A 15981-nucleotide genomic window follows, 5' to 3' on the forward strand; every position below is an offset into this window, starting at 1 on the left:
AGTTCACACTCTCGAAAAAAGTTCACACTCTCTATTTCATATTTGAGAGTAAAGTTTTTTTATTTATTCAATAATCAGCTCAACTCTATCTTCATTTGCTTTATTATAAACATGTTTTCCTATTATACTTCTTAAACTTTTAATATTATCAATATCTGTAGCTGCAAATTCTAAATAGCATATTTTAGAATCTGAAGTATTTATATCTTCATAAAAATCCGAGATATAACAATAAAATCTATCTAATATATCTTCCAGTGGATATTGAGAAATTTCATCTGCATACTCCCCTTCTTCATAATTTGCTTCCTGTTCAAAAGAAATAGAGCTCACATAGATTATCTTATCATTATCTCTATATTTATAAATTCCATCTTCTATTTTTTTATAATTTTTTTCATCACCATATTTTTTTGCATTATAATTTTTTATATTTTTCATAATTTCTCCTCTCAGACTCATTTATAATAACATTTTAACACTGCTCATTCATCTCTAAATTCTAATTTAATATTCTTTAATATCTTCAAACTAAAAATTATATAATTCTTCTTCCTATTTTCAGATCTAATCTCCACTTTGGTGCTTCTCCATCATCACTCCAATATTCATCCAGCGAAGCAATTTTTTCACCTTCTATCCTAAGAAAAGAAGTTGCATGAACAGAAACAGAGCTATTCGTAGCAAACACCCTTGTTACTGTAATTATTAAATCAGCTATTTCTTCTATTCGTTCAACTTCGCAATCCCAATTACTTGGATATTCACAATTTACTTTAATAAACTCTTCTAAAGTAAATTGTTCATTTGTATTATGCCATCTAATAATAGCAGTATCTTTAAAATAATTCGAGATTTCTTCAGCATTTCGTTCTATAATAGCTCTCCAATATTTTCTTATATTCATAGAATGTCCTCCAAAATTTTTATTTCTTAATCTTAGTAGCATTTTAATAAATAAAATTTAATTAATTTCTACTGGATATAAACAAAAAGGTAGAAACATAATTCTACCCTTTTAAATTAACTAAACTTATTTTCTTTTTCTAAAATACGTTCTAAATAATTCTATATACTCAATAATTGTATCAAAAATATCTACAATACTATTAAAGTTTTCTTTAATTCCTGTAGTTTTATCAATAATATTTTCAGTAAGAAATTTAGTTGAATCTGCAACATTAGTAGAAATATTTTTAATATTTTCTAAGGCAGAAGAAACATTATTTGAACTATCCACAATATTCTTTTTAGAATCTTTCAAAATACAATCAACATCTTCTAGAAGTAGATTTACTTTTTCTAAGCTAAGATTGGTATCTTCTAACACTTTACTAGTATTTTTAAGTAAACTTGGTAATTGAGCTACACTTTTTTCTATTTCTACTTTAGTATTTTTTAAAATAGAATCTAATTTTGAGAAAAAGCATTTAACTTTTATTAAAGTTAAAGTAAACAGTATAAAAAATATTATAACTGTAATATATAGTAGGACTTTTAAAGTTAACTCTAAATCAATTGTTACCATAATTTCCCTCCTATTATTTAGCTTCTTTTACCTTTTCTTCTGCTTTTTCTTTAACATCTTTTGCCTTTCTCTTTATTATTTTAGCTTTCTTTTTCACTTTTTCTTTAGTCTCTTCAATTTTTTCTTCCAATTTATCAATATTTTCAGGTATAGCCTCTGCTATATTTTTATTTGAGAATTTATCATATTTTTCAACAACAGCATCTTTTAATTCTTCACTTTTATCTCTAATAGCTTTCATAGCTGTGTTAACATTTTCACTTACAAAGTCAATTCCTTCTTTGGCTGCATTAGCAATGTCCTCTCTAGTTTTCTTACCTGATTTTGGGGCAAATAAAACACCTAATGCTGCTCCTACTCCCACACCTGCAATTATTTTAGCTGCATTAGCTGCTTTTCTTCTTCTTTCCTTTGCACGACGTCTTGTTTCAATTAAATCGAATAATCCCATATCAACACCTCCCAAATATTTTTAAAGTATTTCTTAAATATTTCTATTATATATCATATTAAACAAAAATACTCCACTTAAGTTATTATACCTTATTTTTTTATTTTGTGCAATATAAAAGAATATTCTACATAAAGAAAAAGAGGCTATTACAATTTAAAGATTTGTAGGTGTTTTGAAATCATACTTAATAATAATTTCTAATATTTATATTAAAGCTATACTTCTCAAAAATATTCGAATTTTATAAACAGTGTGACAAACAAAACTTTTTAAAATCTGATTTGCAACAACCCCTGATTTTTTTATTTTTTTACTTTTTTCTTTTTAACTATTTTTTTGGCAACAGAAAATCCAAATTTTCCTATTGAAGTTTTAGGAAGAGGATAATATTCTCCATGTGAGTAAGTTATTAAGTTTGCTTTTTCAAAATGTATTTTTTCTTTCTCATCTATTAAAGCTTCATCTACATGTGTAGAGAGTACCTCTGCAATAAACATATCATGAGTACCTAACTCTATAATATTCTTAACTCTACATTCTATATTTATAGGGCATTCTTCAATATAGGAACAATTTACATTTTCACCTTTTATCATAGTAAAATTCATTTCTTTTATTTTATCATTAGTTTTTCCAGAACGAACTCCACAATAATCAATAGCTTTTGTTTGAGCAGAAGAAGGTAAGTTTATTATAAATTCCTTTGTTTCTTTTATATAATCATAAGATAATCTTTCAGGTCTTATTGATATATAAAGCATTGGAGGTTTAGAACAAATTGTTCCTGTCCACGCAACCGTAAAGACATTTTCTTTGTCTTCAGAATTTTTACATGTCACTAATACAGCTGGAACTGGATTTAGTAAAACACTCGCTTTGAATTTTCTTTTTGCCATATATTTTCCTTTCAATATTTTAAGCTTAAAACTCTCATTATAGTCTTTATTTTAATTAATTCTATTTTTTATAATATTTCATAGCTTCTGGTAAAAAGTCTTTTAAAGCCTGAATTCTTTTTTCACTAGCTGGATGAGTAGATGTAAAATCAGAAGCATTTTTACTTGATATAGCTGCCATTCTCTCTTCAGCTCTTATTCCCTCCTCAGGATTATACCCAGCCATAGCCATAAAGATTAAACCATATTTATCAGCTTCATATTCTTGAGTACGATTAAATTTTAATAAACCTAAAGAAAGTCCATCTGAAACTAAGGCAGAAGTTGTTCCTCCTACAAAAATATTAGTAAGCCCCGCAGCAAGACCTGCTATTTGTCTATTGCTTGCTCCTTCTGCATGATGTCCACCAATTACATGTCCTATTTCATGTCCCATAACAAAGGCAATACCAGCATCATTTTTTAAGATAGGTAAAATTCCAGTATAAAACGCAATTTTGCCACCTGGCATGGCAAAAGCATTTATTTCTTTGCTGTTTATTAAATTAAACTCCCAGTTCAAATATTTTAGTCTTTCACCCATTCCATTTTCTATCATATATGTTTCAACTGCTTTAGCAATTCTCTTACCTATTGTTGCAAGTCTACGTCCTTCTGCTGTATTATTTGCGAGTAAACCTTTAGCTTTTGTTTGATTTATAAGTTGATTATATGAAGCAACAGAACTATTAACTATAGAAGCATCATCAACTAATTTTAATTGTCGTCTTCCTGTTATAGGTGCTGTAGAAGTACAGGCTATTAAAAATCCAACTACAAATACTAAAAGTAAATTTTTTATTTTATTAATTCTCATAATACCTCCTAAAAAAAGATTTAAAATATTATAAACTTTTTACTACAAAACTTCAATATAAAAAATTTTTGAATTTGAATGACTTATTATTTTATGGTAAAATTTATTACACAAATAAGAAAAGGAGGAGATAATTTATGAATTTATTAGAATTAATGGAAAATAGAAGAAGTATAAGAAAATACAACGAAAAAAATATAACAGATGAAAAATTAGAACAAGTTTTAAAAGCTGCTCTTTTATCAGCTAGTGGAAAAGCTATTAGACCATGGGAGTTTATTATTATAAAAGATAAAAAAAGATTAAATTTACTTGCTGAATGTAAGAAAGGGGCTAAGTTTATAAATGAAGGAAATGCTGTAATTGCTGTTTTAGCTGATACAACTAAATCTGATACTTGGATTGAAGATTGCTCAATTGCAATGACTAATATGCAGCTTATGGCTAGCTTTTTAGAATTGGGTAGTTGTTGGATACAGATACGCTCTCGTCAAAATGAAGCTGGAGAAGATAGTGAGAGTTGTGCAAGAAAAATTTTAAAATTTCCAGAAAATTATAAATTACTTGCTTTGCTTGTATTAGGAGAAACAGATCATAAATTAAATCCTAATAAAGTAACTGATGAGCTTTTAAAAAAAATTCATTATGAAATATTTTAAAATAAAAGGAGCTAATTTATTTAGCTCCTTTTAAAATTTTAATTATTGTAATTCATCTTTTAAATTTTCTACCCAAGATTCAACTTTTGAAGTTATTTCATCTTCATCAAAAGAAGCATCAATTGCAAGACCCATAAATTTATCATCGATAACTGCTTCAGAAGCTTCAAAATCATATCCATCAGTAGATGTCATTCCAACTATTTTAGCTCCTTTAGGCTCTACAGCATTATATAGATGCATCATAGATTCAACATAGTTTCCAGCAAATAAAGCTGCATCTCCTACACCAATTAAAGCAACTGTTTTATCTGAAAAATCAATATCAGCAAGTTCATCGATAACATTTGCCCAATCATCTTGTAAATCTCCTAATCCATAAGTTGGAGAAGCTAAGATAATATTATCAAACATTTCAATTGCATCTATTCCATCTGCAACATCAAATACTTGAGCATCACCTAATTGAGCAGCAACTATATCAACAACTTCTTGAGTTTTCCCTCCATTTGTACCATAAAAAATTCCAACTGTTTTCATTGAAAATACCTCCTTAAAAATATACTATGTTAATTTTATAATGGAAAAATTGACTTGTCAAGATGTTTTAAAGAAATGGATGATTTTTTTATTTTTAAAAAAAAATCATTTGTTAAAAAACGAACGTTTTTCATTAAAAAATAACAAATTTAAAAAAAAGAAATTATAAACTAAAAAATGAAATTTATATGAATTCTTATGCTATAATAAGAAGAAAATTTATATACTAGAAGTGAGAGAAAATGATTTATATAGTAGCTGCCCTTTATATTGAAGCAAAGCCTTTGATAGATAAATATAATTTAAAAAAAGAAAATTCTTCTCCAAAATTTCAAATATTTTCAAACGAAAAAATCAAATTAATTATTTCTGGTGTGGGAAGAATAAAATCCAGTATAGCTTTAAGCCAACTTTCAACTAATATTAATATAAGAGGAGAAGATTTTATAATAAATTTAGGTTTTTGTGCAAGCACTAGTGATAAAGATAGTTTAGCTGATATCTTAATGCCTAATAAAATATTAAATGCCTATTCCTCTCAATGCTTTTATCCTGAAATGCTCTATAAGCATGATTTTTTAGAAGGAACTTTAATTTGCTATGATGAAATACAATATAGCATTCATAAAAAATTCAAGGAAAGATTTTACATTGATATGGAAAGTATTGGATTTTTTGAAGCAGCTAGCTATTATTTCAAGAGAGAAAAAATCATAATTTTAAAAATAGTTTCTGACATACTTAGCTATACAAAAAAGGAAAGAAAGTTTATAGATTTAAATAATAGTAACTTTCTCTTACGTGCTTATGAAAGAATATTTATTTTTATTGAAAAGCTTATAAATTTTTCACAAGAAAATGAACAAAATTTTAACCTTCTAGAAGAAAATTTTATAAAAAAAATAAGACAAAATCTTAAATTAAGTGATACAATGTACTATGAATTTTTAAATTTACTGAGATATTTAAAATTATCTAAAAGAGATATTTTTAAATTTTTAAAAATTTATGAAAATATTGAAATAAAAAATAAATTAGAAGGAAAGAAACATTTTGAAGATATTAAAAAAAGAATTATTGACTAATAAATTTTCACATATTTACATTGAAAAAAGTGCTTTAAAGTATGAACTTACTCATAATATTTTAAAAAAATTTTCAAAATCTCAAGTCATAGAAATAGACAACTACAAAGAAGTATTTTCAAATAATAATCAAAATTTTTCACTTCAGAAATTGAGCCCTAAACTTATTTTAGCTGAAAAAAATGAAAATATAATATATCGGGGTGCAAAAGTCTGCGAAAGTTTTAATAATAAGAATTTCTACTATACTTCTTCTATAATAAATTGTATTTATGACTGTGAATATTGTTATTTACAAGGTGTTTACCCCTCTGCTAACATAGTAATATTTGTTAATATTGAAAATGTATTTTTGGAAGTAGAAAGACTTTTAAAAGATTTAGGAGAACTTTATCTATGCATATCTTATGACACTGATCTTCTTGCACTTGATAATATTTCTGGGTTTGTTTCTAAATGGTATGAATTTACTAAAAAAAATAAAAATTTAAAAGTAGAGCTGAGAACTAAATCTACAAATATTAAAAGTCTTTTGGAGAAAGAAGCCCTTGATAATTTCATAATTGCTTTCACACTATCTCCTAATAAAATAGTAAATAACTATGAAAATTATACTTCAAGCTTCTTTAAAAGAATAGAAGCTATTAAAAAACTGCATGATTATTCTTGGAATACACGAATTTGTATAGACCCTATAATCTATGAAGAAAACTTTGAGGCTGACTATTCTGAAATGATAAAAGTAATTTTTTCTGAATTAAATAGAAATAAAATTATAGATATAAGTATAGGAGTTTTTAGAATATCAAAGGATTACTTAAAAAAATTAAGAAAACAAAATCCAAATTCTAAAATTTTATACTACCCATACACCTGTGAGAATGGAGTTTATTCTTACTCCAAAGAAAAAAAAGAAAAAGCTTTGAACTTTGTTAAAGAAAGGCTCTTAGAGTATATAAATCTAGAAAAAATATACATATAAAAATAGAGGTGTTAAAATGAAAATAGCCTTAGTAACAGGTGCTACATCAGGTATAGGTTATGAAATAACAAAAAAACTTTTAAATATGAATTTTAAAGTCTATGGACTGGGTAGAAATTTTGATAAAATTAAAATTGATGACGTAAATTTCTTTAAAATAAAGTGTGATTTATCCAAGCTGGATAGTCTTGAAAAAACTTTACATAGTTTAAAAAAAATGAATTTTAATTTAATAGTTCATTCAGCAGGTCTTGCATATTTTTCTTTACATGAAGAGATGAATATATCTAAAATAAAAAATATGGTTTCTGTTAATTTACAAGCTCCTCTTATAATAACACAATATTTTTTAAGAACTTTGAAAGTAAATAGGGGAACTATTATAAATATTTCTTCTGTAACTGCAAAAAAAGAAAGTCCTTATGCTGCTGCATATTCTGCTACTAAAGCAGGTCTTAGCCATTTTGGTAGATCTCTTTTTGAAGAAGTTAGAAAATATGGAGTAAAAGTTATAACTCTTCATTTAGATATGACTAAAACAAATTTTTATAAAAATTCTTTTTTTGAATGTCATGAAGATGAAAATTCATATATAAAAACTTCAGATGTTTCAAAAACTCTTGAATTTATTTTAAACCAAGATTCAAACATAGTTATAAACGAGTTAATAATAAAACCACAAAGACATATAATAAAAAGGAAAGGAAATATAAGAGAATGAAAGTTTCTGTACTAGGAAGTGGAAGTGCTGGAAATTCCACCTATATAGAAGTTGATGGACTAAAAATTTTAATTGATGCTGGGTTCAGCTGCAAAAAAATTGAAGAAAAATTAGAACAAATAGGTGAAAATTTAGCAAATATTTCAGCTATTTTAATAACTCATGAACATAGTGACCATATAAACGGTGCTGGAATAATAGCAAGAAAATATAATATACCTCTATATATTAGTCCTGAAAGCTATGAAGCTGGAATGCCAAAATTAGGTGAAATTAATAGGGGATTAGTAAAATTAATAGATAAGGATTTTATTTTAAATGATACTATAAAAGTTTCTCCCTTTGATGTCATGCACGATGCAGTGAGAACTTTAGGTTTTAGACTAGAAAGTCAATTAGGTAAAAAAATTGCTGTTTCAACAGATATTGGCTATGTTGATAATGTTGTGAGAGAAGCCTTTAAAGGTGTTGATGCTATGGTTATTGAAAGCAATTATGATTATAATATGTTAATGAATTGTTCTTATCCATGGAATTTAAAGTCAAGGGTTAAAAGTAGAAATGGTCATCTTTCAAATAATGATTGTGCGAGATTTATAAAAGAAATGTATACTGAAAAAATTAAAAAAATATTTTTAGCTCATGTCAGTAAAGATAGTAATGACCCAAAACTTATAAAACAGACATTAGATGATGAATTTGATAGGATGCTTCGTCGACCTGAATATGAAATTACTTCTCAAGATGAAGTGAGCGAGCTAATAGATATATAGTAGGTGATTTTATGGAAGAAATAATGGAGTTATGGGAAGAAATAAAATTTGAAGTCGGAACAATTGGAAATGATTTAATTCCTAAAGACAAAAGAGAAGTTTTAATTGGAATGGGAGATAGGAATGCTCCTATACTTTTTATTGGAAATGATACTGGATTATATTTAGCTGAAAATTATAAGGTTGGTGCAAATTCTACTGGTGAATTCTTATTAAAGCTCTTAGATATTGTTGAAATAAGGCCTGATATGTATTATATAACTACCCTATCGAAAAGAGAAGTAAAGTTTAAATTTTTTATAGCTGAAGAGGATAGAAAAAAATTATTAGATTTATTATTTATGCAAATTGCTTTAATTGCCCCTAGGATTATTGTATTTTTGGGAAGTGATACAGCACAGATAGTTTTAGGGAAAGAAGTTGACTTTGATAGAGAAAGAGGCGAATTTTTTAATTGGAAAGGAGAAATCGAAACTTTTATTACCTATGATATAGAATCTGTTATAAAAGCAAGAAATGATGAGGGAAAAAAATCAATTGTAGCAACAAATTTTTGGAATGATATTAAATCCATAAAATTGAGGTTAGAAAACAATGAATAAGGATGAATTGAGAAAAATAATAAGAAAAAAAAGAGAGAGCTTAGATTTAACTTTTATTAAAGAAGCAAGTAAAAAAATTTTTGAAAAGCTTATAAAAGAAGAAAGCTTTTTAAAGGCTAAAAATATCCTTTCATATATGGATTTTAAAAATGAAGTTATGACTAATGAAATTAATAAATTTATAGAAGAAAATAAAAAGACTTTAATTTTACCAAGAGTTATAAACAGAGATAAAATGATAGTTATTAAAAATAATGGACTGTTTTCTAAAAGTCCTTTTGGAAATATGGAGCCACTAGGCGAGGAATTTTTAGGAGAAATTGAACTAATAATAGTTCCAGGTATTGTCTTTGACAAATTTGGAAATAGAATAGGTTTTGGAAGAGGCTACTATGATAGATTTTTTACAAACTATGAATCTGCAAAAAAAATAGCCATAGCATTTGAAATACAGGTTATTGAAGAAAAAATAGTAACTGAAACTTTTGATAAGAAAGTTGATATGCTAATTACAGAAAATAATATATATAATTTTAAATAATAAGAACAAAAGGAGTTTTTAAATGACTGATAAAGATATTATTGACATAGCACAAAGTATATATATTGCTCAAATTGAAGCTTTAGAAAAGCGAAAAAATAATTTATCCGAAAATTTTGTAAATGCTGTTAAAAAAATTTTGGACTGTAAAGGAAAGGTAGTTTTAACTGGAATAGGTAAAACAGGAATAATAGCAAGGAAGATATCTGCAACACTGGCTTCAACGGGAACAACAAGCACATATATGAATTCTACAGAAGGACTACATGGAGATTTAGGATTAGTTAATAGTGAAGATATAGTAATAGCTATTTCAAACAGTGGAGAAAATACAGAAATTATGTCTATAATACCAGCAATTAAAAATATAGGAGCATATATAATTGCTATGACAGGAAATATAAAATCTTCTCTTGCACAAGTATCTAATATCGTTTTAGATACCCATGTAGATAGAGAAGGTTGCCCTCTAAATTTAGCACCTATGGCTTCAACGACTTCAGCTCTTGTTTTGGGAGATGCTTTAGCTGGCTGTCTTATGAAGCTTAGAAACTTTAAGCCACAAAATTTTGCTATGTATCATCCAGGTGGTAGTTTAGGACGAAAACTCTTAACGAAGGTTAAAAATTTAATGAAATCTGGATTGAGCTTGGCACTGTGCACTAAAGATAGTGCAATAGATGAAATAGTAATTCTTATGAACGACAAAAAGCTTGGAATAGTTTGCGTTATGGAAGATGAAAAACTTGTGGGAATTATTACTGAGGGAGATATAAGAAGAGCTTTAAAACATAGAGAAAATTTTTTTAACTTAAAAGCTAAAGATATAATGACAATAAATTATACAAAAATAGACATGGAGGATATGGCAACAGATGCATTGTCACTTATGGAGGACAGACCTAGTCAAATAAATGTGTTGCCTGTTTTTGATGGAGAAAAGTTTACTGGAATAATAAGAATACATGACTTATTAAAAGTAAAATAAGGAGCATTGAATGAGGGTTAATATCAATAATCTAATTATATCTATAGATAAAGAACAAAATTCAGAAATTCTAAAAGAATTAGAAAAAAATGGAATAAATAAAGAAAACATTAAAAATTTAAAGTACCTAAAAAGATCTATAGATAGTAGAAAAAAAAATGATATAAAGTTTATTTATAGTTTAGAAATAGAGTTAAAAGAAAAAATTAATCTGGAAAAGTATAAAAAGCTAAGTCTAGCAAAAGAAATTTTTTTAAAAAAAAGGCTTCCTATTTATCCTAAAAGAGAAGTGGCTGTTATTGGAGCAGGTCCAGCTGGCTTATTTTCTGCATTAAGACTTGCAGAATATGGCTATATACCTATTGTTTTTGAAAGAGGGGAAGAGGTAGAAAAAAGAAATAAAACAACTGCTGAGTTTATAAGAACTTACAAACTAAATCCAAATTCAAATATACAATTTGGTGAAGGAGGAGCTGGAACTTATTCAGATGGAAAATTAAATACAGGTATAAGGAGTGAATACATAGATAAAATTTTCAATGAACTTGTAAGTTGCGGTGCACAAGAGGAAATTCTGTGGAATTATAAGCCACATATAGGTACAGATGTGTTGAGAATAGTTGTTAAAAACCTAAGAGAAAAAATAAAATCTATGGGTGGAAAATTCTATTTTAATTCTCAGGTAAAAGATATAAAAATAGAGAATAAAAGCTTGAAATCTTTAATAATCCAAGAAAATAATAATAAAGAATATGAATATGAAATTGATAAAGCTATTTTTGCAATAGGTCATTCAGCTAGAGACACTTATAACATTCTCTATCAGAGAGGTTTAGCTATGGAGAATAAACCCTTTGCTATTGGTCTAAGAATAGAACATTTGAGAAGAGATATTGACAAAATGCAGTATGGAAAAAATATATCAAATCCTAATTTAGAAGCAGCAACTTATAATATGGCATATAATAATAAAAATGAAACAAGAGGAATCTTTTCTTTTTGTATGTGTCCAGGTGGAGAAATAGTAAATGCATCATCTGAATCAGGTGCTTCACTTGTAAATGGAATGAGCTATTCAACAAGAAATGGAAAATTTTCTAATTCAGCTATTGTTGTTGGCATTTCTGAAAAAGATTATGGAGATCAAATTTTTTCTGGTATGAAACTACAAGAAAAGTTAGAAAAAAAGAACTATGAAATTGTAGGGACTTATGGAGCAATATATCAAAATGTCATTGATTTTATGAAAAATATTGTAACTAAAGAGAGTATAGAAAGCAGTTATAAAATGAAATTAACAGCCTATGATATGAACAATTTTTTTCCAGAATACATTACAAGAAATTTAAGAGCAGCTTTTGAAAATTGGTCTAAAAATAATTTATTTATATCTAAAAATGTCAATCTAATAGGCCCTGAAACTAGAACTTCAGCACCTGTAAAAATTTTAAGAGATTTAAAAGGTGAATCACTATCTATTAAAGGAATTTTTCCAATAGGCGAAGGAGCAGGTTATGCTGGCGGAATAACCAGTGCTGCAGTAGATGGAATAAGAGTTGTTGATTTAGCATTTAGTAAAATTATAGATTAAAAGGTAGGAGTAAAAATGAAAGAAATTATTATAGAAAAAAGTATGATAGAAAGAATGCTAACAGATAGCTTACAAAAATTTGAAAAGGTTTTACCTATTTTGGCGGGTAAATTGCTTTTTTTATTGATATTAGTTTTTATATGGCCTAAACTTGTAAATTTTATATTATTTTCCATGAAGAAATTTTCAGAAAGAAGACAGGTAGATCCTTTATTTTCAAGTTTTCTAAGATCACTTATAAAAACAATCTTATATATAGTATTATTTTTCTTTGTAATAAGCACTTTAGGAGTACAGACAACTTCTCTAGTTACTATTTTAGGTACTGCAGGAATAGCTGTAGGTTTAGCTCTACAAGGAAGTTTAGCAAATTTAGCAAGTGGAATGATATTATTATTTTTTAAAAATGTTTCTAAAGGTGATTTTATATCTGCTAACAATGGAGCTATAGAAGGAGTTATAAAAAGTATACATATTCTTTATACTACAATAACAACTCCCGATGGCTTAGCTCTTATAGTACCTAACAGTCAACTGGCAAATTCTGCAATAATAAACTTTACAAAAAATCCAGAAAGAAGATTAGATCTAGTATATTCAACTTCTTATGATAACTCAGTAGAAAAAACATTAAAAATATTACAACAGGTTGTAGATGAAGAAAAAAGAATAGTTCAAAATGAAGAAAGAACTGTTGTAATATCCCTTATTAAACATAATTCAAGTTCACTTGATTATAGATTTAGAGTTTGGGTAAAAATAGAAGATTATTTTGATGTTATGTATGATATAAATAAAAGAGTTAAGGAGCTATTTGATGAAAATGAAATAGAAATTCCATATAATAAATTGGATATCTATAATAGAAAATAAAAATTTTCTATTCACTCTCTAAACAAAATTGAAAAATGTAAACTAAATATTAATAAAAATCTAGATAAAATATTCAAATTTTGATATAATATCAAATAAATTTTTAAGATGAGTTTAAAAATGTAAAAAATATCTTGATAAACTATATTTAATTTAGGAGGAGAAATGAACGGAAAAATTTTAAAAGAAGCTATAACATTTGATGATGTACTTTTGATACCTGCAAAATCTGATGTATTACCTCATCAAGTTAGCTTAAAAACAAAATTAACAAAAAAGATAACATTAAACTTACCAATTTTAAGTGCTGCAATGGATACAGTAACTGAATCTGATTTGGCAATTGCTCTTGCAAGACAAGGAGGAATAGGTTTTATACATAAGAATATGTCTATTGAAGAGCAAGCAGCAGAAGTGGATAGAGTAAAAAGATCAGAAAGCGGAATGATAACAAACCCTATAACTCTTAATAAAGAAAGTACAGTTTATCAAGCTGAAGAGATAATGAAAAGATATAAAATTTCAGGTTTACCTGTTATAGAAGAAAGTGGAAAGTTAATAGGAATTATAACAAATAGAGATATTAAATATCGTAAAGATATGAATCAACTTGTTGGTGAAATAATGACAAGTAAAGGGCTTATAACTGCTGCTGTTGGAACAACATTAGATGAAGCAAAAGAAATTTTGCTTGCAAATAGAATAGAAAAATTACCTATAACTGATAAAGAAGGATATTTAAAGGGATTAATTACTATAAAAGACATAGATAATATTGTACAATACCCAAATGCATGCAAGGATGATTCAGGAAAATTAAGATGTGGTGCTGCTGTTGGAGTAGGTCCTGATTTAATGAAAAGAGTTGAAGCCCTTGTTAAAGCTGGAGTAGATATAGTTACTCTAGATTCTGCACATGGACATTCAAGTGGAATTATAAATGCTGTTAGAGAAATTAAAAAAGTTTATCCAGAACTTGAACTAATAGGTGGTAACATTGTTACTGCTGAGGCTGCAAAAGATCTTATAGATGCAGGTGTTTCTGCTGTAAAAGTAGGAATTGGACCTGGTTCAATTTGCACTACAAGAGTTGTAGCAGGGGTTGGTGTTCCACAATTAACTGCTGTAAACGATGTATACGAATATTGTAAAGATAAAGGAATCGGAGTTATCGCTGATGGAGGAATAAAATTTTCTGGTGATATAGTAAAAGCTCTTGCTGCCGGGGGAGACTGCGTAATGTTAGGTGGTCTTTTAGCTGGAACTAAAGAAGCACCAGGAGAAGAAATAATACTAGAAGGAAGAAAATTTAAAGTTTATGTCGGAATGGGTTCTATAGCTGCTATGAAAAGAGGTTCTAAAGATAGATATTTCCAAACAGAAAATGATATATCCAAATTAGTCCCTGAAGGCATAGAAGGGCGTATTGCATATAAAGGTTCTGTAAAGGATGTTGTTTTTCAACTTGCTGGTGGAATAAGAGCAGGTATGGGATATTGTGGTGCTCCAACAGTTGAAGCCCTACAAAAAAATGGAAAATTTATAAAAATAACTGGTGCTGGATTAAAAGAAAGCCATCCTCATGATGTAACTATAACTAAAGAAGCACCTAATTATTCAAAATAATTTAAAAATTGGGCTATTGCATTCTATATTTAAACGAATCTGCAACAGCCTTTTATTAAAAAGAAAATGAGGTACTATATGAAAAAGTGGAATAAAATAATAATTCTGGGGGGATTTTTATTTTATTTTTCTGTTTCTTACAATGCAGAAATAAAAGAAATAAAATTATTAGAAGATGTTTCAAATGAAATAATAGGAGAAACTGGATCAAAAAAAACTAATCCTTCTTTCATAAAAAATAAGAAAGAAAAAAAAGAAGAAAATTATACAAGTAATGAAATAGTCAAAATTGAAAAAATAGATCCAAATTCAATAATTGATGTTTTTGAAAAAGATATGAAAAATGGTATAGCATATAAGATTGATGAAAAAACCCCTTTTACTGGTTTATTTGGTGCAGTTATTGATGGACAAATAAGCTACTATGAATCTTATAAAGAAGGTCTTTTAGATGGAGAAAGCGTTTGGTATTCTAGAACTGGAAGAGTTCTGCTATCCGAAATTTATTCTAAAGGTAAACTTCATGGCGAACAAAAATCATACTATGAAAATGGAAATTTAAAATCCATTGTAAAATATTTAAATGGAAGAGTAGATGGAATAATAGCTTATGATAAAAATGGAAAAATTTTGCATGAAAGTATCTTTAAAAATGGAACAGGAACTTGGAAATTTTATTGGAGTAATGGAAAATTATCGGAAGAAGGAAATTATACCTCATGGAAAAAAGATGGAGTTTGGAAAAAATATAGAGAAGATGGCTCACTTGATATGATTTCTACCTATGATAAAGGGAGATTATTAAAAGAAAGATGGGAATAATATTCATTTCAAGAATAAAACAAGGATTTTCATACATATTTTGTAAATATGACAATACTTTTGACAAAGAAATTAAAGAAATACTATCTGAGGTAGAGTTTTTAATATTTTCTAAGATGTCTGATTACGACAAACTACATTCCTATAATCTGATGAAAAGAGTTCAAAAAAATAACTTATTATCTAATAATAATTTATATTTAAAATTAGCTCTCTTACATGATTGTGGAAAAGGCAATGCCTCCTTATTAAGAAGAATAAAAAAAGTATTAATGGGAGATAAAATTTTAGAAATGCATAGCTTAAATGCATATGAAAAATTAAAAAAATATAATCTAGAACTTGCCACTTTATGCCTTAATCATCATAATAAACCCTTGGATGAAATGATGAGAGAATTTCAAAAACTAGATGATGAATAAAATAAAACTAAAAATAGATTAA

At 27.1% G+C, this 15981-nt stretch carries 20 protein-coding genes; 13 read left to right on the forward strand and 7 right to left on the reverse strand.

Annotated elements, in window-relative coordinates; genetic code table 11:
* Window positions 1–63 precede the first annotated feature (63 nt).
* From Q4A58_RS02220 to Q4A58_RS02245, 6 genes are all read right to left on the reverse strand, one after another.
* Window positions 64–441 (reverse strand): hypothetical protein, encoded by a 378-nt coding sequence (locus Q4A58_RS02220; RefSeq protein ID WP_303116222.1) that lies wholly within the window; start codon window positions 439–441, stop codon window positions 64–66.
* A 97-nt stretch (window positions 442–538) separates the two neighbouring features.
* Window positions 539–907, reverse strand: coding sequence for a nuclear transport factor 2 family protein (locus Q4A58_RS02225; protein ID WP_303116223.1), 369 nt, complete (start codon window positions 905–907; stop codon window positions 539–541).
* Window positions 908–1033: 126 nt separating this feature from the next.
* Window positions 1034–1528 carry a hypothetical protein gene (locus Q4A58_RS02230; RefSeq protein ID WP_303116224.1) on the reverse strand — a complete coding sequence of 165 codons (495 nt, stop codon included), beginning with the start codon at window positions 1526–1528 and terminating at the stop codon, window positions 1034–1036.
* Between the two features lie 13 nt (window positions 1529–1541).
* A complete protein-coding gene (locus Q4A58_RS02235; protein WP_303116225.1) occupies window positions 1542–1979 on the reverse strand; it encodes a YtxH domain-containing protein in 438 nt (145 codons plus the stop codon).
* Between the two features lie 305 nt (window positions 1980–2284).
* Entirely contained in the window at window positions 2285–2878 is a 594-nt protein-coding gene (locus tag Q4A58_RS02240; protein ID WP_303116227.1) for a flavin reductase family protein, read from the reverse strand.
* Window positions 2879–2939: 61 nt separating this feature from the next.
* Window positions 2940–3728 (reverse strand): M48 family metallopeptidase, encoded by a 789-nt coding sequence (locus tag Q4A58_RS02245; protein ID WP_303116335.1) that lies wholly within the window; start codon window positions 3726–3728, stop codon window positions 2940–2942.
* 143 nt (window positions 3729–3871) lie between these two features.
* Between Q4A58_RS02245 and Q4A58_RS02250 the strand changes: the two genes are divergently transcribed.
* Complete coding sequence (locus tag Q4A58_RS02250; RefSeq protein WP_303116229.1) at window positions 3872–4393, forward strand: nitroreductase family protein; 522 nt, start codon at window positions 3872–3874, stop codon at window positions 4391–4393.
* A 42-nt stretch (window positions 4394–4435) separates the two neighbouring features.
* Here the strand turns inward: Q4A58_RS02250 and Q4A58_RS02255 are convergent, their stop codons facing one another.
* Window positions 4436–4933: a flavodoxin gene (locus Q4A58_RS02255; protein ID WP_303116231.1), complete on the reverse strand. Its 498-nt coding sequence runs from the start codon at window positions 4931–4933 to the stop codon at window positions 4436–4438.
* Between the two features lie 242 nt (window positions 4934–5175).
* On the opposite strand from Q4A58_RS02255, the gene Q4A58_RS02260 reads away from it, so the two are divergent.
* From Q4A58_RS02260 to Q4A58_RS02315, 12 genes are all read left to right on the forward strand, one after another.
* Window positions 5176–6018, forward strand: a complete 843-nt coding sequence (locus Q4A58_RS02260) for a spore photoproduct lyase (RefSeq protein WP_303116233.1) — start codon at window positions 5176–5178, stop codon at window positions 6016–6018.
* Complete coding sequence (locus tag Q4A58_RS02265) at window positions 5987–7000, forward strand: spore photoproduct lyase family protein (RefSeq protein WP_303116236.1); 1014 nt, start codon at window positions 5987–5989, stop codon at window positions 6998–7000. The genes Q4A58_RS02260 and Q4A58_RS02265 overlap by 32 nt, the downstream gene beginning before the upstream one ends.
* 16 nt (window positions 7001–7016) lie before the next feature.
* Window positions 7017–7721: an SDR family oxidoreductase gene (locus Q4A58_RS02270; RefSeq protein ID WP_303116239.1), complete on the forward strand. Its 705-nt coding sequence runs from the start codon at window positions 7017–7019 to the stop codon at window positions 7719–7721.
* Window positions 7718–8494, forward strand: a complete 777-nt coding sequence (locus Q4A58_RS02275) for an MBL fold metallo-hydrolase (protein WP_303116241.1) — start codon at window positions 7718–7720, stop codon at window positions 8492–8494. Before Q4A58_RS02270 ends, Q4A58_RS02275 begins: the two co-directional genes overlap by 4 nt.
* An 11-nt stretch (window positions 8495–8505) precedes the next feature.
* A complete protein-coding gene (locus tag Q4A58_RS02280; protein ID WP_303116244.1) occupies window positions 8506–9096 on the forward strand; it encodes a uracil-DNA glycosylase family protein in 591 nt (196 codons plus the stop codon).
* Window positions 9089–9637 (forward strand): 5-formyltetrahydrofolate cyclo-ligase, encoded by a 549-nt coding sequence (locus tag Q4A58_RS02285; RefSeq protein WP_303116245.1) that lies wholly within the window; start codon window positions 9089–9091, stop codon window positions 9635–9637. The genes Q4A58_RS02280 and Q4A58_RS02285 overlap by 8 nt, the downstream gene beginning before the upstream one ends.
* Before the next feature lie 22 nt (window positions 9638–9659).
* Window positions 9660–10625 (forward strand): SIS domain-containing protein, encoded by a 966-nt coding sequence (locus tag Q4A58_RS02290; protein ID WP_303116247.1) that lies wholly within the window; start codon window positions 9660–9662, stop codon window positions 10623–10625.
* Between the two features lie 10 nt (window positions 10626–10635).
* Complete coding sequence (locus Q4A58_RS02295; protein ID WP_303116249.1) at window positions 10636–12216, forward strand: NAD(P)/FAD-dependent oxidoreductase; 1581 nt, start codon at window positions 10636–10638, stop codon at window positions 12214–12216.
* A gap of 15 nt (window positions 12217–12231) precedes the next feature.
* On the forward strand, window positions 12232–13089 hold the full coding sequence (locus tag Q4A58_RS02300; protein WP_303116250.1) for a mechanosensitive ion channel family protein: 858 nt from the start codon (window positions 12232–12234) through the stop codon (window positions 13087–13089).
* A gap of 165 nt (window positions 13090–13254) precedes the next feature.
* Complete coding sequence (guaB, locus tag Q4A58_RS02305; protein ID WP_303116252.1) at window positions 13255–14715, forward strand: IMP dehydrogenase; 1461 nt, start codon at window positions 13255–13257, stop codon at window positions 14713–14715.
* A 78-nt stretch (window positions 14716–14793) separates the two neighbouring features.
* Complete coding sequence (locus Q4A58_RS02310) at window positions 14794–15537, forward strand: toxin-antitoxin system YwqK family antitoxin (RefSeq protein ID WP_303116255.1); 744 nt, start codon at window positions 14794–14796, stop codon at window positions 15535–15537.
* Window positions 15528–15959, forward strand: coding sequence for an HD domain-containing protein (locus Q4A58_RS02315; RefSeq protein ID WP_303116258.1), 432 nt, complete (start codon window positions 15528–15530; stop codon window positions 15957–15959). Before Q4A58_RS02310 ends, Q4A58_RS02315 begins: the two co-directional genes overlap by 10 nt.
* The last annotated feature ends 22 nt before the right edge of the window (window positions 15960–15981 follow it).

Source organism: Fusobacterium sp., assembly GCF_030528405.1.
Classification (GTDB): Bacteria; Fusobacteriota; Fusobacteriia; order Fusobacteriales; family Fusobacteriaceae; genus Fusobacterium.

Coding starts and splice junctions, on each gene's coding strand:
- Q4A58_RS02290 (WP_303116247.1), top strand. CDS start 9,660: ATGACTGATAAAGATATTATTGACATAGCACAAAGTATATATATTGCT.
- Q4A58_RS02285 (WP_303116245.1), top strand. CDS start 9,089: ATGAATAAGGATGAATTGAGAAAAATAATAAGAAAAAAAAGAGAGAGC.
- guaB (WP_303116252.1), top strand. CDS start 13,255: ATGAACGGAAAAATTTTAAAAGAAGCTATAACATTTGATGATGTACTT.
- Q4A58_RS02315 (WP_303116258.1), top strand. CDS start 15,528: ATGGGAATAATATTCATTTCAAGAATAAAACAAGGATTTTCATACATA.
- Q4A58_RS02230 (WP_303116224.1), bottom strand. CDS start 1,528: ATGGTAACAATTGATTTAGAGTTAACTTTAAAAGTCCTACTATATATT.
- Q4A58_RS02260 (WP_303116233.1), top strand. CDS start 5,176: ATGATTTATATAGTAGCTGCCCTTTATATTGAAGCAAAGCCTTTGATA.
- Q4A58_RS02295 (WP_303116249.1), top strand. CDS start 10,636: ATGAGGGTTAATATCAATAATCTAATTATATCTATAGATAAAGAACAA.
- Q4A58_RS02235 (WP_303116225.1), bottom strand. CDS start 1,979: ATGGGATTATTCGATTTAATTGAAACAAGACGTCGTGCAAAGGAAAGA.
- Q4A58_RS02240 (WP_303116227.1), bottom strand. CDS start 2,878: ATGGCAAAAAGAAAATTCAAAGCGAGTGTTTTACTAAATCCAGTTCCA.
- Q4A58_RS02275 (WP_303116241.1), top strand. CDS start 7,718: ATGAAAGTTTCTGTACTAGGAAGTGGAAGTGCTGGAAATTCCACCTAT.
- Q4A58_RS02220 (WP_303116222.1), bottom strand. CDS start 441: ATGAAAAATATAAAAAATTATAATGCAAAAAAATATGGTGATGAAAAA.
- Q4A58_RS02250 (WP_303116229.1), top strand. CDS start 3,872: ATGAATTTATTAGAATTAATGGAAAATAGAAGAAGTATAAGAAAATAC.
- Q4A58_RS02300 (WP_303116250.1), top strand. CDS start 12,232: ATGAAAGAAATTATTATAGAAAAAAGTATGATAGAAAGAATGCTAACA.
- Q4A58_RS02270 (WP_303116239.1), top strand. CDS start 7,017: ATGAAAATAGCCTTAGTAACAGGTGCTACATCAGGTATAGGTTATGAA.
- Q4A58_RS02255 (WP_303116231.1), bottom strand. CDS start 4,933: ATGAAAACAGTTGGAATTTTTTATGGTACAAATGGAGGGAAAACTCAA.
- Q4A58_RS02225 (WP_303116223.1), bottom strand. CDS start 907: ATGAATATAAGAAAATATTGGAGAGCTATTATAGAACGAAATGCTGAA.
- Q4A58_RS02310 (WP_303116255.1), top strand. CDS start 14,794: ATGAAAAAGTGGAATAAAATAATAATTCTGGGGGGATTTTTATTTTAT.
- Q4A58_RS02280 (WP_303116244.1), top strand. CDS start 8,506: ATGGAAGAAATAATGGAGTTATGGGAAGAAATAAAATTTGAAGTCGGA.